This window comes from Ruegeria sp. AG6 (assembly GCF_056541565.1).
Genome location: NZ_JBQFYQ010000008.1, coordinates 1 through 18,590 on the forward strand (window position 1 = coordinate 1; position 18,590 = coordinate 18,590).

Genomic DNA, 18,590 nt, shown 5'->3' on the forward strand with positions numbered 1-18,590 from the left:
GGCCCGGGCTTTGCCCGGGCCTGCCGGGCCCAACCGGAGGAGTCATTCCGTCAGGAATGAAGACGACGGGCGGGAGGGCCCGCGTGGTGGGCTCAGACGTCGAGCGATCGCGCGATCAGCTCTTTCATGACCTCATTGGTGCCGCCATAGATCATCTGCACTCTGGCATCCGCGTAAAGACGCGCAATCGGGTATTCCATCATGAACCCGTAGCCGCCGAACAGTTGCAGGCATTCATGCATGATCTCGTTCTGCACCTCGGACCCCCAGTATTTGGCCATCGAAGCAGTTGCCGCGTCCAACTCGCCTGCTTCCAGTTTCCCGATACAATCATTGATGAAACTGCGCAGAACCTCGGCCTTGGTCTTGCATTCCGCCAGTTTGAACCGGGTATTCTGAAAATCCATCACCCGCTGCCCGAAGGCTTTGCGTTCCTGCACGTATTTCACGGTTTCGCCGATGGCGAAATCGATCGCGCCCAGCGCCATGATCGCGATATTCAGCCGTTCCCACGGCAGCTGTTTCATAAGCTGATAGAATCCCTGCCCTTCCTCGGGGCCCAGCAGGTTTGTCATCGGCACTTTGACATCTTCGAAAAACAGTTCGGCAGTGTCATTGCCCTTCATGCCCAGTTTCTTGAGGTTCCGCCCCCGGCGAAAACCTTCACACCCGTCAGTTTCCACCACGATCAACGAAACGCCGCGTGCGCCAGCGGTTTTGTCGGTCTTGGCGGCCACGATGATCAGATCCGCAGTCTGTCCGTTCGTGATGAAGATTTTGGACCCGTTCAACCGGTAGGAGTTGCCGTCCTTCTCGGCAGTCGTCCGCACCGCCTGCACGTCCGAACCGGTACTGGGTTCGGTCATTGCCAGCGCGCCGACCAATTCACCCGACGCCAGTTTGGGCAACCACTTCTTCTTCTGATCTTCGCTGCCATACGCGGTGAGATAGTGGGTCACGATCGACTGGATGCCGTAGCCCCAACCCGCATCACCCCGCGCGCCCTGTTCGTAGGCCGTGATGGCGTCAAAGCCCATGCCGCCGCCGACGCCGCCATATTCTTCGGGGACCGCACCTGCCATCAGCCCGGTTTCGCCGGCCTTGCGCCAGAAATCGCGATCCACAACGCCGTTTTCAACCCAGGTTTCGATATTAGGCGACAGTTCGTCATCCATGAACCGACCCGCCATATCCGCGAACATGCGGTGTTCATCAGTGACCCATGCCGCAGTCGAAGTGAAAAGTGACATTGAACGCCCTCCAATCGGTCTTTCCGGAAAAGGCTAGCGCCGTGTTCGGTTCACGCCAATCCTTGTGACGCCGCGTCCCTTTGCGGAACAACGCAACGTTCCCTGGCCTACGATGTCAGAGAATACCTATTGGCTGGCGGGGTTAAGTCAGTGCTTTGGCCAAAAGGTGCTTGGCCGCATCCTTGGCGTCTTCCGCCGGATCGCAGTTCTTGAGCAGAACGGCGGAAACGATGGCTCCTTCTTGCAACAACACGATCTGACTCGCGAGCTTCCGAGGATCATGCGCGCCGGCCTGCTGGGCTATGGCCGTGAAGTGTTCCAGCAAAAGCTGTTTGTGTTCGGCGGCCTGTACATGGATCGGGTGATCCTTGTCCTGATACTCGGCCCCGGCCTTGACGAACATGCAGCCCCGGAACCCGTCCTCTTCGAACCACTCTTTCAGGGCATCGAAACTGACGATGATCTGCTCGGCCGGTGTTTCCGCCATCTCGTCGATGCGCTGAAAGAACCAGTCGCGAAAGTTCTCATCCCGCAAGCGCAGCGCGGCAACGATCAGGTCTTCCTTGGTGCGGAAATGCTTGTACATCGACGTCTTGGACACGCCTGTTTCCACGACCAGCTTGTCCATGCCGGTTGCGTGAAACCCGTCGCGGTAAAAGACCTTCAGGGCCTTGCTGACCAACTCATCCCGTTTGTTTGGGCGCATGATTCGGCTCCATGGTGTACCGTTCTGTACATATTACCATGGAGCGTGAAGTACAATGACCCCAGGCCAAAGCGTTGTTTTGAAATAGTTTTACCAGGCGCCTTGTCTCACCATGAAATTTCCACTTGCAAAGGTTTACAGATCGGTACACTTTGCCTGTAAATTAACCGATCTGTACACCCGAGGATTTGACCGATGAAACGTCGCGCCAGCATTTTTCCACCTCAGTACGTCCCCTTCCTTCTGACCATGGCTCTTCTTGCCGCCTCCCTCACCTGAAAGCCTTTGCGAAATGTCCAGAACTCCCTTGCCTCCCTTCACGTTGGAAACTGCCACTCAAAAAGTGCGCACGGCGGAAAATGCCTGGAACAGCCGCGATCCCGACCGCGTGACGCCCGCCTATACGGATGACAGTCAATGGCGGAATCGGGCTGAATTCCTGTCCGGCCATGCCGACATCCACGCCTTTCTGACCCGCAAATGGCGGAAGGAACTGGATTATCGCCTGATCAAAGAACTGTGGGTCTTTGCCGGAAATCGCATTGCCGTACGCTATGCCTATGAATGGCGCGACGACAGCGGTCAGTGGTTCAGATCCTATGGCAATGAAAACTGGGAGTTCGCCGATGACGGGCGCATGTCACATCGCCATGCCTCGCTCAACGATCTTCCGATAGCCGAAGATGACAGGCTGTTCCATTGGCCCTTGGGCGAACGCCCTCATGACCACCCCGGGTTGTCCGAACTGGGTCTTTGAAAGGATTTTCCAATGCCCCGCGCTTTTTCCGAACTGACCTTCACACCCGCAGTCCGCGCCCATCAAGAAAGGATGGGATCGGCCAGAACCTATGCCAAGTTCATTGCAGGTGGCCCGCGGCAAGGCCATCTGATCGGAGACCCCGAGAAAGAGTTCATTCAGGCGCGGGACGGGTTCTATCAATCCACCGTGTCCGAGACCGGCTGGCCCTATGTGCAGTATCGGGGCGGGCCGACAGGGTTTCTGAAGGTGCTTGGCCCTCAGACCATCGGATATGCGGATTTTTCCGGCAATAAACAGTATATCTCGCGCGGGAATCTGGACGGCAATGATCGTATTGCAATGATCCTGATGGATTACGCCAACCGACGCCGTCTCAAGATCCTTGGGCGTGTCGTGTTCACGGAAGGCGAAACAGCGGCCGCCACCCTTTACCCGGAAGAGGCTGAGGCACCGGCCGAACGGGCCGTGGTCATCCGCGTCGAGGCGTTGGACTGGAACTGCCCAAGCCACATCACGCCGCGCTTCACCGAAGCAGAGTTGCGCCCTCATCTGAACAGGCTGGGGCAGCAGTTGGCAGAGTTGCAGGCGGAAAACCAAAGGCTGAAACAGCAATTGGCAAAGTCAGGTTGACGTTTCAGCCCTCACAAAATTTACGGATATCAAGAGAAGGGAGTGTCGCAATGGTTCGCTCGGTCTTTCACCTCTCGGCGGCTTGCCTTGCCGGTACTGCTCTGATCATTCTGATCATCATGTTCGGTTTTTTCGCTTCACCCAGTGCGGTACGAACATCGCCGCCATCGGTATTCAGCAAGATTTTATTTGAACACTTGCAGCAAGAATGATGACCGCGCGTCACCGCGACAGGTGTCCAACAAGCGCGCTTGTCGATTCCAACCAAAGCTATCAAGTCGAACCCAGGGGGCGCATGCGCTGTCAGGCTGAAAATCCTGGTCGAAAAAGGTCGGCACAGTTCCGGGTCTGCTCTCACCACCAATAATGGTGAGAGCATGTAAAGCCAAATCAGGCCGTGCTGCGCTTTTTCCGACGCCCCATCACAAACAAACCGCTGATGCCGCCAAGAAGCAGCCAGCCAGCAGCGGGCAGCGGCACGGGGGCAATCGTGTATTCCCCATACAGCGTTGCGACGTTTTGCATGTTTTCCGTTGTGCTGAAGCCGTTAGAAATGGTGCTGCCGCCGTCCTGAGAGAAACCGAGGACCGAGAACACATAATTTTGTCCACGGAAATTAAAGCTTTGAGAGCCCAAATTGTTGGCAATGGTCACGATGTCATCACAAGGGGTGGAATCCGCCGGACAGTTCGCTGGGCGATTCAATGTCTCGTTATGCGTCAGGGCAAACGAAGAGGACACCAGAGGGCCACCGCTTATCAATATATCGACAAGAAGGTCAACCGAGCTAAGTGTTGTTCCAGTGATCGGGAAATTCAGATGCGAGAACTGACCCAGAGCAAATGCCGTTCCAGGCAACAGACCTGAAATTGGCGTGCCAGTTGGCGTGAAATCGTAACCACTTGAGCTGCTGCCACTTCCCCACCGAAGAGAAATCGTAGAACCAGAGGTGCTTTCAGTAACGCCGGAACTTGGATTTACGTTTTGCCAAGAGGGCGAGATGCTGGAAATGGTCAGCGCCGACGCACCGCTTGCAGCCATCACACCTGCAACAGCGATCGCAGCTATGTTTCGTATCAATGTCATGTGCCCACCTTACGTATGAATACTCGTTACAAACCACTCTGGGAAAGAGTAGCACAACAGGATCATGTTCCTAGCTCAAACGCCACATTGACGCCACGTTTTCACCTCAATCAAGGCGAATGACGCCCCAAAGAGCGTCGAAAAGGACACGATCATCTGGTATGCACCAATTGTCCAACTATTGGAAACAGATACTTCGTATACAAGGCGCCAACTGAACGATTGAACACGCAACCGGGCACCGCGTGATGGTTCATCAATGGTCGGATCGTACCATTGCTTCGATACCGGCGGCGCAAAAGTCCACCAGACGCTCCATGCCTGATACGTCACCGCCCTGCGACAGGGCTTTGACCCGCCATCCGCTGTTGAGATGGGCCAGCATCGCCGAGACCGAATAAACCTGGCCACTTGCCAAAACCGCAGGATCGACATCCGGGTAAAGCGTGGCGATCTCGGTAATGAACAGCTGGGCGGTAGGGTCGAAACATTCCGCTGCGATATCGCGCCACCTGGGGTCAACCGATACGTGGGCCACCAACCGCCCATATGCCATCCATCCGGGCCCACCCGTTTCTGCCAGGTCCACATAGGGTCGGATAAAGCTGTCCAGAATGCTGTGAAGCGTCAGCGGAGCGACGGCCTTGGCCCTGTTCAACGCGTCGATCCGAAGTTGCGCCAGCGCGTCCGCGCGCCGCGCCACGGTTTTGTAAAACAATTCCTCCTTGCCACCACCATGATGGTGCACAAGACCAATCTGAACCCCTGCCAAGGCCGCGATATCCCGGATCGACGCACCCTCGAATCCCCGTTCGGCAAAGACGGTTTCAGCCGCATCCATGATCCGCGCCTTGGTTTCAAGCGATCGCCTGGACGGGGCTCTTTGCCTTGGTTTTTCGATGTTTTTTGGACTCATGAATTTCATCTTGCCTTATTTTGGTCGTTCGTTCAAGTTAAGCGTCACGAACTTCGGGAGGGTTCATGACACAGACGCGCAACGCATTCGCCCTGATCGGGGCGGGGCCGATGGGTTTGGCCGCAGCCAAGGTGCTGAAGGAACAGGGCATCGCCTTTCAGGGGTTCGAATTGCATTCGGATGTGGGCGGTCTGTGGGATATCGATGCCCCCAGATCAACCATGTATGAATCGGCGCATCTGATCTCCTCAAAGCGCATGACCGAATTCGAGGATTTCCCGATGGATGAGGCGGTGGCCGAGTACCCCTCGCACCAAGCGATGCGCGACTATTTCCGGTCCTTTGCCGATCGTTTCGGCCTGCGTGAAACCTACAGGTTCAATGCAGAAGTCACCCGGATCACTCCGCTGGGCAAATCCGGTGATGGTTGGCGTGTTGGCTGGCGGGACGCCCAAGGTGAACATCAGGCCGAATTCGCAGGGGTTCTGATTGCAAACGGCACCTTGTCGGAACCGAATATGCCCAGCTTTCCCGGCACGTTTGACGGCGAGTTGATCCATGCCTCGCAATATCGGTACCCGAGTCAGTTCGACGGCAAGCGTGTGTTGGTCGTGGGCGCGGGCAATTCCGGCTGTGACATTGCGGTTGACGCAATCCATCACGCAGAACGCTGCGATCTGTCGATGCGGCGCGGCTATTACTTCGTGCCGAAATACGTTTTCGGCAAACCGGCCGACACGATGGGCGGCAAGTTCCGCCTGCCGATGTGGCTGAAGCGCAAGGTGGACAGCCTCATCCTCAGTTGGTTTGTCGGTGATCCGCAGAAATACGGCTTTCCCAAGCCCGATTATCAGCTTTACGAAAGCCACCCGGTGGTGAATTCGCTTGTCCTGTATCACGCGGGCCATGGCGACCTGCGCATTCGCCCCGATATCAACCGCCTGGAAGGCAAAACCGTGCATTTCAAGGACGGCACGCGCGCAGACTATGACATGATTCTCGCCGCGACCGGATACAAGCTGCACTATCCGTTCATCGACCAGGGCCTGCTGAACTGGCAGGGCGATGCTCCACATCTGTACCTGAACGCGATGCACCCCGAACGGGACGATCTTTTTGTGCTGGGCATGGTCGAGGCCACGGGTCTGGGCTGGCAAGGCAGGCACGAGCAGGCCGAAATGGTGGCGCGCTATATCAAAGGTCTTCAAAAGGGCTGCCCGGTGGCGGCCGATCTGAAATCCAAAAAACAAAAAGACTATACGCGCGCCACCGGAGGCATGAGCTATATCGATCTGCCGCGAATGGCTTACTACGTGGACAAGACCACCTACAGAAAGGCTGTCACCGGGTGGATCGAACGGCTGCGGAAAGCCGCCGTATGAGTGGTATCGACGAAATTACGCTGAATTTCAGCCCGGCCTCTCTGACGCTGTTGAATGCGATACTGGCGATCGTGATGTTCTCGATTGCGATCGATCTGACACCAAGGGATTTTGATCGCCTCAGGCGCGCGCCGAAGCCAGTGATCGTCGGGCTGGTATCCCAATTCCTGGTCCTGCCGGCGCTGACTTTTGCACTTGTGTGGGTGACGGCTCCTCGACCGTCTATTGCGCTTGGGCTGATCCTTGTCGCAGCCTGTCCGGGGGGCAATATCTCGAACTTCATTACGCACCGCGCCGGTGGCAATGCGGCGCTGTCGGTGTCGATGACCGCCTTTGCCACCATCGGCGCGATTTTCATGACGCCCTTCAACATTGCGCTTTGGGGCGGGTTGTATCCGCCAACACGCGCGATCCTGCAACAGACCCAGATTGACCCGGTGCAAATCGCAATCCTTGTCGGGTTGATGTTGATCCTGCCTCTGGTCCTGGGCATCGCTCTGAACCAGCGCCGCCCGGCCCTGACCGCACGGTTGCGTGCGCCGCTGCAATACCTGTCGATGGGTATTTTTTCGGCTTTCATCTTACTTGCCCTGGGCGCGAACTGGGGGTTCTTCCTCAGCTTTGCCGGGGCTGTTGCCGGGCTTGTGATCCTTCACAACGCCCTGGCGCTGGGGGGCGGTTGGGTTGTGGCCACTCTGACCCGGCTGTCCCCTTTCGATCGCCGCGCCATCACCATCGAAACCGGCATTCAGAATTCCGGCCTTGGGCTGGTGCTGATCTTTGCCTTTTTTCACGGGCTGGGCGGCATGGCCGTGGTGGCCGCGTTCTGGGGCATCTGGCACGCGATCTCGGGGATTGCCCTGGCGTCGTTCATGGCCCGAACCGAGGCCGCGCGATGAGCCGTATCCTGATCACGGGCGCCGCCGGTATGGTCGGGCAGGCACTGTTGCCCGAACTCAAGGGGCACGATGTTTTTGCAACGGATATCAAACGCCCCGACAGCATGCCGGAAAACGTCCACTATCTGCCCTTGGATGTGACGACCGACGCGCCCGCGCGCGTGATCTCCAACGTGAAGCCTGATGTCATAGTGCATCTGGCCTCCATCGTGACGCCTCCGCCAAAAATGGAACGGGCGGCGGCATATGCGGTTGATGTCGAGGGCACCCGCAAGGTGGTGAACGCGGCCCTTGCCAACGGAGTGCGAAGATTGGTGGTCACATCCTCGGGTGCAGCCTACGGCTATCACCCGGACAACCCCGTGCCCCTGCGCGAGGATGATCCGTTGCGCGGCAACCCCGAGTTTCCGTATTCCGATCACAAAAGGCAGGTCGAAGAGATGCTGGCCGAGGTTCGCAGTGCCGCCCCCGATCTGGAACAGGTCGTGCTGCGCGTGGGCACGGTTCTGGGGGCCGGGTCCGAAAACCAGATCACCGCCCTGTTTCGCAAACCCCGCCTGCTGGCCGTCGTCGGCAGCGAAAGCCCGTTTGTGTTCATTTGGACGCATGATCTGGCACGCATCCTGAAGCGCGCGGCAACCGACGGGCCGGTTGGCGTTTACAACGTCGCCGGGGACGGCGCGATGGGCGTGACCGATCTGGCGCGTGCGATGGGGAAACCGGTTCTGCGCCTGCCCGCTTGGGCGCTGAAATCGGCTTTGGCCGCTGCACGTCCGCTGGGTCTGTCCCGCTATGGGCCGGAACAGGTGCGATTTCTGCAATATCGACCGGTATTGGACAACACCGCCCTGAAATCCGACTTCGGTTACACTCCGAAAAAAACCAGCGCCCAGGTATTCTCGCTCTGGCAAAAGCAAGCGGGGCTATGAAGACGGCTGTCATATCCGGCGGGGCGGGCGGTTTGGGGCGGGCCCTCAGCCATGCTCTGCAAAGTCGCGGGTGGCGGGTGGTGCTGCTGGATCGCGATGTTTCAGGTCTGGACACCGGGCCGAACCAGTTGCCTGTTGGCTGCGATCTAACGGATCCCGACCAGCTTGCCAGGGCAACTCAAAAGGTGATCGCGACCAGTGACAGTATCGATCTGGTCATCTACAACGCCGGCGTCACGCAAATCAGGGGCTTTGAAAAGTCCGACGCGGCCAGCCACCGAACTCTGTTTGACATCAACTATTTTGCGGCCGTTGAAATGGCCCGCGCCTTCTTGCACCCGGTTCGGGCGTCAAAGGGGACACATCTGGCCATCTCATCGGTGGCCGGGTTTGCACCGCTTTACCATCGGACGGCCTATGCTGCCTCGAAACACGCGCTGGAGGGGTTCTTCAAATCGCTGCGCTCGGAAGAAGCCCCTCATGGCGTTGACGTTCTGATCGCTGCGCCCTCCTTTGTGGCCACCAACCCCGGCAACGCACAAGAGCAGGCGGATGGCACAGCGCGCCCCGGATCGGCGAAGGACGGGATGGACGAAATGAGCCCCGAGGCCGCCGCTGAGACGATCCTGCGCGGGCTGGACAAATCGCAGCCCATGATCCCGGTTGGCCGCGTGGCGCGCCTGTCCTGGTGGCTCAACCGTCTGTCACCGCGCCTCTATCAGCGCATGATGGAACGAAACATGCGCGGCTCGGGGCACTAAAAAAAGCTGCCCCAGGCCCTTGACCTTCCCGTCACTGGAACCCCCATCTGGTGGGTAAGGAAACTTCATGGGCGAGTCGCATGGCGCAAAAATCACTGACAGAGCTGAAAATCACGGGCATGGGATGCGCATCCTGCGTGGGACGCGTTGAAGAGGCGCTGCGTGATGTGCCCGGGGTTGAAACGGCCTCGGTCAACTTTGCAACCAAGTCCGCACAGGTGGCTTTTGACGGGCCGGTTTTGGCGCTGACCAAAGCGTTGGACGCGGCAGGGTATCCGGCCGAGACCAGCCGGGCGGATCTGAGCATTGAAAGTATGAACTGCGCCTCGTGCGTGGCCAAGATCGAGCGCGCGCTGACGGCCAGCCCCGGTGTGATCGAAGCGCAGGTCAATCTGGCGACACAAACTGCCGCGGTGACCTACGCCGCGGGGGCAACATCGCCACAGGCGCTGGCACAGGTGGTCACCGACACCGGTTACCCGGCGCGGCCTCAAGCCGTTTCGACACCCGAAGATCGCGCAGACACTGAAACAGCAGGGCTGACCCGGGCCACTCTGCTGGCGGCCGCTCTTGCCCTGCCCGTGTTCATTCTTGAGATGGGCGGGCACATGATCCCCGCCTTCCACCATTGGGTACACGCCACCATCGGCACGCAGACCAGCCAGTTGATTCAGTTCGCCCTGACAACGGCCCTGCTGCTGGGGCCCGGTCGCGTGTTTTATCGCAAGGGCATCCCGTCGTTGCTGAGGGGCACGCCGGATATGAACGCGCTGGTCGCACTGGGAACCGGGGCGGCCTATCTGTATTCGGTGGTGGCCACATTCGCCCCCGGCGCGTTACCGATGGGAACTGCCAACGTCTATTACGAGGCGGCGGCTGTGATTGTCGTTCTGATCCTTCTGGGCCGTCTGATGGAGGCGCGCGCCAAGGGCAAAACCGGGGCTGCGATCCGTAAACTGGCGGGCCTTCAGCCCAAAAGCGCGCGGGTCGAAGTTGATGGTCGGATTGAAGACCGCCCTATCGCCGAGATTGCTGTGGGCGACATCCTGCACATCCGCCCGGGCGAACGCGTGCCGGTGGATGCCGAAGTGCTCGAGGGCACCTCTTACGTCGATGAAAGCATGATCACGGGCGAGCCGATACCCGTTGGAAAATCAGCCGGCGCGGCTGTTGTCGGCGGCACCGTGAATGGCACCGGCGCCTTGCGGGTTCGGGCGACGCGCGTGGGGGGCGACACGGTGCTGGCCCAGGTCATTCGCATGGTGCAGCAGGCGCAGGGGGCCAAACTGCCGATCCAGGGTCTGGTCGATCGGATTACATATCGCTTTGTCCCGGCGGTCATCCTGGTCGCCGTGATCACCGTCGCAGCCTGGCTGATCTTCGGCCCAAGCCCCGCCCTGCCGCTGGCGCTTGTCGCCGGGGTTTCCGTGCTGATCATAGCCTGCCCCTGCGCCATGGGTCTGGCCACTCCGACCTCGATCATGGTCGGCACCGGGCGCGCGGCCGAACTGGGGGTGTTGTTCCGCAAGGGCGATGCCTTGCAGCAGCTTCAGCAGGCACGCGTCATCGCGCTGGACAAGACCGGGACCCTGACACTGGGCCGCCCGGAACTGGACAATGTTCTGACGGCGAACGGGTTTGACAGGGATGAGGTTGTGCGGCTGGCCGCCGCCCTCGAGGCGCGGTCGGAACACCCGATAGCTTCGGCGATCACCCGGGCCGGGCCTGCGACGCTGCCACAGGCGACGGACGTCCTGTCGCTTACCGGGCTTGGCATGCAGGGGCTGGTTGAAGGCCGGAACGTGTTGATCGGGTCGCACCGTCTTATGCAACAACGCGGGATCGACCTTGGTCCCCTGGCAAGCGAGGCAGAGGCCCGCGCCGCCGAAGGGGCAACACCATTGTTCGTCGCATTGGATGGGCAGGCCGCAGCCACGTTGTCTGTGTCCGACCCGGTCAAACCCGGCACCGAAGAGGCGCTGGAGCGGCTCCACCAAATGGGTCTGACCGTGGCCATGGTCACCGGAGACAACGCGCGCACCGCGCAGGCCTTGGCTGATCGGCTGGGGATCGATCACGTCACCGCCGAAGTGCTGCCCGACGGCAAGGTGGATGCGATCACCGCCTTGCGGGACCAGTTCGGAACGCTGGCTTTCGTCGGCGACGGCATAAACGACGCCCCGGCGCTGGCAACGGCTGACATCGGCATCGCCATCGGGACGGGCACCGATGTGGCCATCGAAACGGCTGATGTCGTTCTGATGTCCGGCGATCTGCGCGGGGTTGCAAATGCAACCGAGATCAGCCGTAGAACGATGCGAAACATTCGCCAGAACCTGGGATGGGCATTCGGTTACAATGTCCTGCTGATCCCGGTCGCCGCTGGTGCGCTGTACCCGTTCGGAGGCCATCTGTTGTCTCCGGCGCTGGCCGCGGGCGCGATGGCGCTTTCGAGTGTCTTTGTTGTCTCGAACGCGCTGCGTCTGCGTCGCGTTCAAGCCAGCGTGCCGGAAACCCCGATACCGCCCGCCAAGGAGGTGCACGCATGAATATCGGAGATGTGTCCACCCGCACCGGCCTGCCTGCAAAGACGATCCGGTACTATGAAGACATCGACCTGATCAAACCGCTGCGCGACGACAACGGCTATCGCCGATTTCGCGATCAGGATGTGCACAAGCTGAACTTTCTGGGCCGTGCCCGGGCTTTGGGATTCACCATCGGGGATTGCCGGACATTGCTGGCGCTTTACGAGGATGAAACCCGCGCCAGCGCAGATGTGAAACAGGTCGCGCGGGACCATCTGGCGCAGATCGAAGCCAAGATCGCCGACCTGAACGCGATGCGCGAAACGCTGAGCCACCTGATCGACGCCTGCGCAGGGGATGACAGGCCGGATTGCCCGATCCTGCAGGATCTGGGCGGGAAGGGCTGACTTGGGGTTGCCCTTTGGGCGCAGCTTTGCTTTGTCTTCGCCAAACATTTCGGCCAGGCACGCACCGCTGAAGCCGACCGAACAGCGGAGAGGATCACAAAATGGCAAAAGTCGCGTTCCTTGGCCTGGGCGTCATGGGCTATCCCATGGCTGGGCATCTTCAGGCCGCAGGCCATGACGTCACTGTCTACAACCGCACGGCTGCCAAGGCCGAAGCCTGGGTAAAGCAGCATGGCGGATCGATGGCAGCCACCCCGAAAGACGCGGCTGAAGGCGCCGAGTTTGTGATGGCCTGCGTCGGCAATGACGACGATCTGCGCATGGTTTGCACGGGCGAGGACGGCGCATTTCACGGCATGTCCAGCGGGGCTGTTTTCGTCGACCACACCACGGTTTCTGCAAAGGTCACGCGGGAATTGTACGCTGCCGGCCAATCACAGGGTATCGCCTTTGTGGACGCGCCGATCTCGGGCGGCCAGGCAGGCGCCGAAAACGGTGTTCTGTCAATCATGTGCGGCGGAGATCAGGCGGCTTATGATGCGGCTGAACCGGTGATGCAGGTCTATGCGAAGATCTGCCGCCGCATCGGGGACAGCGGCGCGGGCCAGATGACCAAGATGTGCAACCAGATCGCCATCGCAGGGTTGGTTCAGGGCCTGAGCGAAGCGTTGCACTTCGCCGAGAAGGCCGGGCTGGACGGAAGGGCCGTGGTCGAGGTGATCAGCCAGGGCGCCGCTGGCAGCTGGCAGATGGCAAACCGGTATGAGACCATGCTGGATGATCAGTTCGAACATGGCTTTGCCGTCGACTGGATGCGCAAAGATTTGGGTATCTGTCTGGATACCGCCAATGAAACCGGTGCGTCCCTGCCTGTTACCGCTCTGGTCGATCAGTTTTACAAGGATGTTCAGAAACTGGGCGGTGGCCGCTGGGACACCTCGTCGTTGATCAAGCGCCTGCGGGCCCTGGGGTAACGCGGGGGGGCTGTCTGCCCCCCATCGCGCCAAGGCGCGATTCCCCCCGAGGATATTTTTGGCCAGATGAAGAGGGCTCCGGCGCGATCGGAGCGGAGACGGGAATGGACGATTTAAGTGCTTTTTGGACGGCCGCGCTGCGGCAGCTCTGGGGGCTGGACGCCCGCTTGACGCGGTTGGATGGTGAATATGATCTGAACTTTCTGGTGCACGCCACCAATGGTCAGGATTATGTGCTTAAGGCCATGCGGGCCGGATGCGATGCGGATCTGGTTGATTTGCAAATCAAGGCGCTGGCGCATATCGCTTCTGAGGCACCGGGGTTGCCGTTTCCCAAGGTGTTCCCTGATTTGACCGGAGCAATGCTGCCCGAGATTGCCGATTCTGAAGGACAGCGCAGGCTGATTTGGCTGTTGGAGTGCCTGCCGGGCCAATGTTACGCGAAGGCCGCCCCAAAATCCGAAGAGCTGATCCTGAAACTGGGCCGCGTATTGGGGGCAACCGACCGGGCACTGGAAGGGTTTGAGCATGAAGAGTTGCACCGGGTCGGTTTCAAATGGGACCTGATGCAGGCGGGCTGGATTGCTGCCAAGTTAAACGCGATCTCTGACCCCGCGCGGCAGGCACTGCTGACGGAAATCTGCGAGGGGTTCACTGCAATCGCGGATGTCCTTGCGGACCTGCCGAAACAGGCCATCCACAATGACGCCAATGACTACAACATTCTGGTCGAAGGGGAACTGGGCGAGCGGCGGCGGATCTCGGGCCTGATTGATCTGGGCGACATGTGCGCCGCGCCGCGCATCTGCGATCTGGCGATTGCCGGCGCGTATGTCGTGCTGGATCACCCCAAGCCGGAACGGGCACTGGCTGCGTTGGTAAAGGGCTATCACGCGGCCAACCGGCTGCGGGCGGATGAGGTTGACCTGATCTGGCCGTTGCTGAGGATGCGGCTTGCCGTATCGGTCGTCAATTCGACCCTGATGGCGGCCGAGAATCCGGATGATCCCTATGTGACGATCTCTCAGGCGCCTGCTTGGCGGTTCCTTGAGAACACGTCAGTCAATGGCGGGCTGATGTCGGCGCGGTTGCGGGCGGCTTGCGGCTTGCCCGTGGTTGATGGGGCTGAACGCATCCACGCCTATCTTCAGGAACACCGGGGGCATTTTACCGACATGTTCGGCCAGGACCTGGGCGATGTGCCCATGGGCTCGCTTTCGGTCGAAAACTGCGTCTGGCCCCGGAACCCGTTCCACATGCCTTTGGCCGAGGCCGCGCGCGTTGGCGAGGAATACGGGCAGGACCTGTGGCTGGGTTACTATAACGAGCCCCGCCTGATCTATGCCGAGCCGGGGTTCCGCAAGGGCCCGTGGAAAGCCTCGGACAGGCGGACGGTTCATCTGGCCGTGGATGTGTTTGCGCCTGCCGGGACGGTTCTGCATGCACCGATGAGCGGGCGGATCGAAGTGGTCGAAAACCGCGACCAGCACCTTGACTACGGCGGGGTGATCATCCTGCATCACGAAACGCCCGAAGGCGACCCGTTCTATACGCTCTATGGCCATCTGGATCCGGAATGCTGTGACCGGCTGAAACCCGGCGACCCGGTGGCACAGGGCGCCGCGTTTGCGCGGTTGGGCGATGCCGACCAGAATGGCGGATGGGCCCCGCATGTGCATTTCCAGCTGGCCCTGACCACCGATGGCATGGAAGCGGACTGGCCCGGTGTCGGAGACCCGGACGAACTGGAGCTGTGGCACGCGGTCTGCCCGAACCCGGCGGCGTTGCTGAACCTGCCGGATGACAAGGTGTTCTATCACCCAACTGACAAAGCGGAAATCCTGCACAAACGGCGGGCGCATTTCGGGGGCAACCTATCCCTGACCTATGACGATCCGGTCATGCTGGTGCGCGGCTGGAAGCATCACCTGTTCGACGAATGGGGACGCCCCTATCTGGACGCCTACAACAACGTGCCGCATGTGGGGCACGCGCATCCACGCATTCAGGCCGTGGCGGCGGATCAGCTGAAGCGGATGAATTCGAACACCCGTTATCTGCATCCGGCACAGGTGGAATTTGCCGACAAGATTCTGTCGAAGATGCCGGATCACCTACAGGTCTGCTTTTTCGTCAACTCGGGCACCGAGGCAAACGAACTTGCCCTGCGGCTGGCCCGCGCCCATACCGGCGCAAAGGGGATCGTGACGCCGGATCACGGCTATCACGGGAACACGAACGCTGCGGTGGCGATCTCGGCCTACAAATTCAACAAACCGGGCGGCATCGGGAAAGCCGACTGGGTTGAACTGGTCGAGGTTGCCGATGACTATCGCGGGTCATTCAGGCGGGACGATGCGGACCGGGCACAGAAATTTGCTGATCTTGTCGATCCGGCGATTGCCGCCCTTCGCAACGGGGGACAGGGCGTGGCCGGATTCATCGCGGAAACCTTCCCGTCGGTCGGCGGCCAGATCATTCCGCCCAAGGGCTATCTGCCTGCGGTTTACGAAAAAATACGTGCTGCGGGGGGTGTTTGCATCGCCGATGAGGTGCAGACAGGTCTGGGACGGTTGGGTGAGTATTACTTTGGCTTCGAACACCAGGGCGCGGTTCCGGATATCGTAGTGATGGGCAAGCCAATCGGAAACGGGCACCCACTGGGCGTGCTGGTGACAACCCGCGAGATCGCGGACAGCTTCAACAACGGGATCGAGTTCTTTTCGACCTTTGGCGGCTCGACCCTGTCCTGCCGGATCGGCAAAGAGGTGCTGGATATCGTCGATGACGAGGGGTTGCAGGACAATGCCCGCCGGATGGGGGATCGTCTGATGGCGGGACTGCGCCAGATCGAAGCCGACTTTGGTTGCGTTGGCGACGTGCGGGGTATGGGGTTGTTTCTCGGCGTGGAGCTGATCAACCCCGATGGAAGCGAAGGCACCGAGATTTGCAGCTATGTCAAAAACCGGATGCGCGATCATCGCATCCTGATCGGCAGCGAAGGGCCCAAAGACAACATCCTGAAAATCCGTCCGCCCCTGACCATCGAGGCCGAGGATGTTGACATGATCCTCTGGGCGCTGCGGAATGTGTTGTCCGAGGTGGGCGACTTTACCCCTGCCCCTGTTTGCGATCATGACCATCACCATGCCGGATGCGGGTGCTGCTGAACGAAAAAACCCCGGCGCAGCGCCGGGGTTCAACCGTTCCACACTCAGGGTCAGTGGAGCACGGCCGAGGGGGTCTGGTGGCCGGTGGTCGGCATTTTGAAACCTGCGGTCATACGTCTGAGAGTCAGCCCCAGTTCTTCCGACAGGGATGCCAGCGCGGGGGCAAAATCCGGACGTACGATCAAAGACGCCAGCATCATCGCATCTTCACGCGCCCCTTCGGACGCTGCCGCGATCATCTGTGCAAAGCAATTCTCGTCCGCGCCAAGGCATGCACATCCAAGACCATGCCGGATCAGGGGGCGGCGGCCATGGGTGGCGCATAGAGAGCATAAACGATCCAAAGTCAGCATCGCCGCACGCCCGCAATCCGCGCCCAGCGCGACTTGGAAATCGCTGGCAGCGTCGGCACGACCGCCCTCGCCTTCGCTCCACATCCGCAGATACATAACGGCGCCCGCTTCGATGGGATCGAGATCGGCAAGGCGGCCAACCGCTGCACCGCCGCGCTTGAAAGGCGCGCTCATTTCGTCAGGATCAGTTTGCCTGCACGGGTGATGCGCAGGGTATAGAGTTGATCGCCAAGTTCTATATGGGCCAGGTTGCCGCCCTTGGTCAGATCCTCGGCCTTGTGCGCGGGAAGCATCGAGACAGCGTAACCTTGGGTTGGGGTCGGGTTCTGTACGTTCATCGGGACATCTCCAGAGCGTTTCGGCATGGTGCCATATCTATCGCGTTTCACTTGATTTGGCTGACCCCGAAAGGGTTGGCTTTCTGTTCCTGCCGCTTAATCTGATTATTTTAGTAAGGATTGTCAAGCATGGTTTTGAAACAGGCGATTGCCCCTCGGTACAGGGCGGGTTAGGTCTTGGGTCGGGTGATGAAGGGCAAGCAAACATGACCGCAGCAGTTGTATTCGATCTGGACGGAACGCTGGTGGACAGCCTGGGCGATCTGGCGGCGGCGGCCAACCGCACGCTGAACGACGTTGGGCATGATCCATTGGCGACGGATATCATCAAAGGATTCGTCGGCAACGGTTTACCCAAGCTGGTCGAACGCATGATCCGGCATTGCGGGCTGCCGCTGGATCGCCATGCGGAACTGACCCAACTGACCCTCAAACACTACAATTCCGCTGCAAGCGAAACGACCGTTCCCTACCCCGGCATCCCGGAGGCACTGGCCAAATTGCAGCAAATGGGATGCGTTCTAGGCGTCTGCACCAACAAACCCGAAACACCGGCGCGGCATGTGCTGGAGGCACTGAACCTGTCCCGGTTTTTCGACGCGGTTCTGGGTGGCGACAGCCTTTCGACGCGAAAACCGGATCCCAACCATCTGTTCGCAAGCTTCGATGCGCTTCAGGCGTCCGGCCCGCGTCTGTTCGTCGGCGACAGCGAAGTTGACGCGGAAACGGCTGCGCGTGCGAAGATCCCGTTTTTGCTGTTTACTGAAGGATACCGGAAGACGCCGGTCGCCGAAATTCCACACACCGTGGCCTATGGCGCATCACAAGATTTGCCCGCCTTCGTCGCCAAATTGATCAAAAGCTGACACCGGCAACGATCCGCATGACCACTGACCCCAACTGCCATGGACCCCAAAAGTTAAGAGGGGCCGGCCGAGGGGGTGTGACCAGCCCCTCATCGGGGAAAGTTAGTACCGTGTGTGTTTGTGTGGTAAGTACGGTAAAATATGTTTACCCCTGTTTGTCGCGGCGCGAAATTGGGGGTTTCCCGTAGTTCCCCAAGAAACGCGAATAATAAGGGATAAGTGGCGCTTTCCCGGCCCCGGTCATCTGCAAATTTTCGCATGCAAGACAGGCTTCCGGCCCGCAGCTTCACAGGGGTGATCTGCAGCCGATTGCAAGCCAAGGGTAACCCTAGGAAAACCTGCCAGAAATCACGCGACCCTGAAATTACCTGAACAGAAAGGTGCTCTGTCAATTGACCGCATGAACCCGCCGGTTCAGATCCCGGACAGCCTGTCAAATGCGTGTTTGTGATACTCAAAACCAAACGATTTGCGTCAAACGCTACTGAATTCCGCGTCTCAACGCGACATTCTCTGCCGATTCCGACGACCCCGACTGCGCCTTCCGAATCTCCCCTATACCTGACACGCGACGCTCATTCGGTTTTGGCAGCCTTCTGCGCGGCAGATGCTTGCGGGGTTGCGCTCAGGATATC

The 18,590-nt window shown here is 59.7% G+C and carries 18 protein-coding genes; 12 read left to right on the forward strand and 6 right to left on the reverse strand.

Going from position 1 to position 18,590, the window contains the following annotated elements; genetic code table 11:
• Positions 1 to 92: 92 nt before the first annotated feature.
• A complete protein-coding gene (locus tag ACR0I0_RS15255; RefSeq protein WP_210092708.1) occupies positions 93 to 1,250 on the reverse strand; it encodes an acyl-CoA dehydrogenase family protein in 1,158 nt (385 codons plus the stop codon).
• 142 nt (positions 1,251 to 1,392) lie between these two features.
• On the reverse strand, positions 1,393 to 1,956 hold the full coding sequence (locus tag ACR0I0_RS15260) for a TetR/AcrR family transcriptional regulator (protein ID WP_480492096.1): 564 nt from the start codon (positions 1,954 to 1,956) through the stop codon (positions 1,393 to 1,395).
• 292 nt (positions 1,957 to 2,248) lie between these two features.
• Between ACR0I0_RS15260 and ACR0I0_RS15265 the strand changes: the two genes are divergently transcribed.
• Genes ACR0I0_RS15265 through ACR0I0_RS15275 form a run of 3 tightly spaced genes read left to right on the forward strand, consistent with a single transcriptional unit; the run spans position 2,249 to position 3,558 of the window.
• Positions 2,249 to 2,713, forward strand: coding sequence for a nuclear transport factor 2 family protein (locus tag ACR0I0_RS15265; protein WP_171634244.1), 465 nt, complete (start codon positions 2,249 to 2,251; stop codon positions 2,711 to 2,713).
• A gap of 12 nt (positions 2,714 to 2,725) precedes the next feature.
• Positions 2,726 to 3,346 carry a pyridoxamine 5'-phosphate oxidase family protein gene (locus tag ACR0I0_RS15270; protein WP_171634247.1) on the forward strand — a complete coding sequence of 207 codons (621 nt, stop codon included), beginning with the start codon at positions 2,726 to 2,728 and terminating at the stop codon, positions 3,344 to 3,346.
• A gap of 50 nt (positions 3,347 to 3,396) precedes the next feature.
• Complete coding sequence (locus ACR0I0_RS15275; protein WP_171228943.1) at positions 3,397 to 3,558, forward strand: hypothetical protein; 162 nt, start codon at positions 3,397 to 3,399, stop codon at positions 3,556 to 3,558.
• A 178-nt stretch (positions 3,559 to 3,736) separates the two neighbouring features.
• On the opposite strand, the gene ACR0I0_RS15280 is transcribed toward ACR0I0_RS15275, so the two are convergent.
• Both ACR0I0_RS15280 and ACR0I0_RS15285 read right to left on the reverse strand, forming a co-directional pair.
• Positions 3,737 to 4,432 carry a THxN family PEP-CTERM protein gene (locus tag ACR0I0_RS15280; RefSeq protein ID WP_209832326.1) on the reverse strand — a complete coding sequence of 232 codons (696 nt, stop codon included), beginning with the start codon at positions 4,430 to 4,432 and terminating at the stop codon, positions 3,737 to 3,739.
• A gap of 256 nt (positions 4,433 to 4,688) precedes the next feature.
• Complete coding sequence (locus ACR0I0_RS15285; protein ID WP_171722789.1) at positions 4,689 to 5,348, reverse strand: TetR/AcrR family transcriptional regulator; 660 nt, start codon at positions 5,346 to 5,348, stop codon at positions 4,689 to 4,691.
• A 65-nt stretch (positions 5,349 to 5,413) separates the two neighbouring features.
• Between ACR0I0_RS15285 and ACR0I0_RS15290 the strand changes: the two genes are divergently transcribed.
• The 8 genes from ACR0I0_RS15290 to ACR0I0_RS15325 all read left to right on the forward strand — a co-directional run bounded on the left by ACR0I0_RS15290 (position 5,414) and on the right by ACR0I0_RS15325 (position 16,398).
• On the forward strand, positions 5,414 to 6,730 hold the full coding sequence (locus ACR0I0_RS15290; protein ID WP_480492099.1) for a flavin-containing monooxygenase: 1,317 nt from the start codon (positions 5,414 to 5,416) through the stop codon (positions 6,728 to 6,730).
• Positions 6,727 to 7,629 carry a bile acid:sodium symporter family protein gene (locus ACR0I0_RS15295; RefSeq protein ID WP_171722787.1) on the forward strand — a complete coding sequence of 301 codons (903 nt, stop codon included), beginning with the start codon at positions 6,727 to 6,729 and terminating at the stop codon, positions 7,627 to 7,629. The genes ACR0I0_RS15290 and ACR0I0_RS15295 overlap by 4 nt, the downstream gene beginning before the upstream one ends.
• Positions 7,626 to 8,558 carry an SDR family oxidoreductase gene (locus ACR0I0_RS15300; RefSeq protein ID WP_171634257.1) on the forward strand — a complete coding sequence of 311 codons (933 nt, stop codon included), beginning with the start codon at positions 7,626 to 7,628 and terminating at the stop codon, positions 8,556 to 8,558. Before ACR0I0_RS15295 ends, ACR0I0_RS15300 begins: the two co-directional genes overlap by 4 nt.
• Positions 8,555 to 9,319, forward strand: coding sequence for an SDR family NAD(P)-dependent oxidoreductase (locus ACR0I0_RS15305; protein ID WP_171634261.1), 765 nt, complete (start codon positions 8,555 to 8,557; stop codon positions 9,317 to 9,319). Before ACR0I0_RS15300 ends, ACR0I0_RS15305 begins: the two co-directional genes overlap by 4 nt.
• Positions 9,320 to 9,399: 80 nt before the next feature.
• Positions 9,400 to 11,868, forward strand: coding sequence for a heavy metal translocating P-type ATPase (locus ACR0I0_RS15310; protein ID WP_480492101.1), 2,469 nt, complete (start codon positions 9,400 to 9,402; stop codon positions 11,866 to 11,868).
• The gene (gene cueR / locus ACR0I0_RS15315; RefSeq protein WP_171634268.1) at positions 11,865 to 12,254 is read left to right on the forward strand and encodes a Cu(I)-responsive transcriptional regulator; all 390 of its coding nucleotides are present in this window, start codon (positions 11,865 to 11,867) and stop codon (positions 12,252 to 12,254) included. The genes ACR0I0_RS15310 and cueR overlap by 4 nt, the downstream gene beginning before the upstream one ends.
• A gap of 101 nt (positions 12,255 to 12,355) precedes the next feature.
• Positions 12,356 to 13,228 carry an NAD(P)-dependent oxidoreductase gene (locus tag ACR0I0_RS15320; RefSeq protein WP_171634271.1) on the forward strand — a complete coding sequence of 291 codons (873 nt, stop codon included), beginning with the start codon at positions 12,356 to 12,358 and terminating at the stop codon, positions 13,226 to 13,228.
• Between the two features lie 104 nt (positions 13,229 to 13,332).
• Positions 13,333 to 16,398, forward strand: a complete 3,066-nt coding sequence (locus ACR0I0_RS15325; RefSeq protein ID WP_480492103.1) for an aminotransferase class III-fold pyridoxal phosphate-dependent enzyme — start codon at positions 13,333 to 13,335, stop codon at positions 16,396 to 16,398.
• A gap of 50 nt (positions 16,399 to 16,448) precedes the next feature.
• On the opposite strand, the gene ACR0I0_RS15330 is transcribed toward ACR0I0_RS15325, so the two are convergent.
• Positions 16,449 to 16,925 (reverse strand): hypothetical protein, encoded by a 477-nt coding sequence (locus tag ACR0I0_RS15330; RefSeq protein ID WP_171228953.1) that lies wholly within the window; start codon positions 16,923 to 16,925, stop codon positions 16,449 to 16,451.
• Entirely contained in the window at positions 16,922 to 17,089 is a 168-nt protein-coding gene (gene hemP, locus ACR0I0_RS15335; protein ID WP_083445319.1) for a hemin uptake protein HemP, read from the reverse strand. Before hemP ends, ACR0I0_RS15330 begins: the two co-directional genes overlap by 4 nt.
• Positions 17,090 to 17,295: 206 nt before the next feature.
• Between hemP and gph the strand changes: the two genes are divergently transcribed.
• On the forward strand, positions 17,296 to 17,955 hold the full coding sequence (gph, locus tag ACR0I0_RS15340; RefSeq protein WP_480492105.1) for a phosphoglycolate phosphatase: 660 nt from the start codon (positions 17,296 to 17,298) through the stop codon (positions 17,953 to 17,955).
• The last annotated feature ends 635 nt before the right edge of the window (positions 17,956 to 18,590 follow it).

What these genes read in the sequence shown, in the direction of transcription:
- ACR0I0_RS15310 (WP_480492101.1), top strand. Translation starts at nt 9,400, where the DNA reads ATGGCGCAAAAATCACTGACAGAGCTGAAAATCACGGGCATGGGATGC.
- gph (WP_480492105.1), top strand. Translation starts at nt 17,296, where the DNA reads ATGACCGCAGCAGTTGTATTCGATCTGGACGGAACGCTGGTGGACAGC.
- ACR0I0_RS15330 (WP_171228953.1), bottom strand. Translation starts at nt 16,925, where the DNA reads ATGAGCGCGCCTTTCAAGCGCGGCGGTGCAGCGGTTGGCCGCCTTGCC.
- ACR0I0_RS15285 (WP_171722789.1), bottom strand. Translation starts at nt 5,348, where the DNA reads ATGAGTCCAAAAAACATCGAAAAACCAAGGCAAAGAGCCCCGTCCAGG.
- hemP (WP_083445319.1), bottom strand. Translation starts at nt 17,089, where the DNA reads ATGAACGTACAGAACCCGACCCCAACCCAAGGTTACGCTGTCTCGATG.
- ACR0I0_RS15265 (WP_171634244.1), top strand. Translation starts at nt 2,249, where the DNA reads ATGTCCAGAACTCCCTTGCCTCCCTTCACGTTGGAAACTGCCACTCAA.
- ACR0I0_RS15290 (WP_480492099.1), top strand. Translation starts at nt 5,414, where the DNA reads ATGACACAGACGCGCAACGCATTCGCCCTGATCGGGGCGGGGCCGATG.
- ACR0I0_RS15280 (WP_209832326.1), bottom strand. Translation starts at nt 4,432, where the DNA reads ATGACATTGATACGAAACATAGCTGCGATCGCTGTTGCAGGTGTGATG.
- ACR0I0_RS15305 (WP_171634261.1), top strand. Translation starts at nt 8,555, where the DNA reads ATGAAGACGGCTGTCATATCCGGCGGGGCGGGCGGTTTGGGGCGGGCC.
- ACR0I0_RS15275 (WP_171228943.1), top strand. Translation starts at nt 3,397, where the DNA reads ATGGTTCGCTCGGTCTTTCACCTCTCGGCGGCTTGCCTTGCCGGTACT.
- ACR0I0_RS15300 (WP_171634257.1), top strand. Translation starts at nt 7,626, where the DNA reads ATGAGCCGTATCCTGATCACGGGCGCCGCCGGTATGGTCGGGCAGGCA.
- ACR0I0_RS15320 (WP_171634271.1), top strand. Translation starts at nt 12,356, where the DNA reads ATGGCAAAAGTCGCGTTCCTTGGCCTGGGCGTCATGGGCTATCCCATG.
- cueR (WP_171634268.1), top strand. Translation starts at nt 11,865, where the DNA reads ATGAATATCGGAGATGTGTCCACCCGCACCGGCCTGCCTGCAAAGACG.
- ACR0I0_RS15295 (WP_171722787.1), top strand. Translation starts at nt 6,727, where the DNA reads ATGAGTGGTATCGACGAAATTACGCTGAATTTCAGCCCGGCCTCTCTG.
- ACR0I0_RS15255 (WP_210092708.1), bottom strand. Translation starts at nt 1,250, where the DNA reads ATGTCACTTTTCACTTCGACTGCGGCATGGGTCACTGATGAACACCGC.
- ACR0I0_RS15325 (WP_480492103.1), top strand. Translation starts at nt 13,333, where the DNA reads ATGGACGATTTAAGTGCTTTTTGGACGGCCGCGCTGCGGCAGCTCTGG.
- ACR0I0_RS15270 (WP_171634247.1), top strand. Translation starts at nt 2,726, where the DNA reads ATGCCCCGCGCTTTTTCCGAACTGACCTTCACACCCGCAGTCCGCGCC.
- ACR0I0_RS15260 (WP_480492096.1), bottom strand. Translation starts at nt 1,956, where the DNA reads ATGCGCCCAAACAAACGGGATGAGTTGGTCAGCAAGGCCCTGAAGGTC.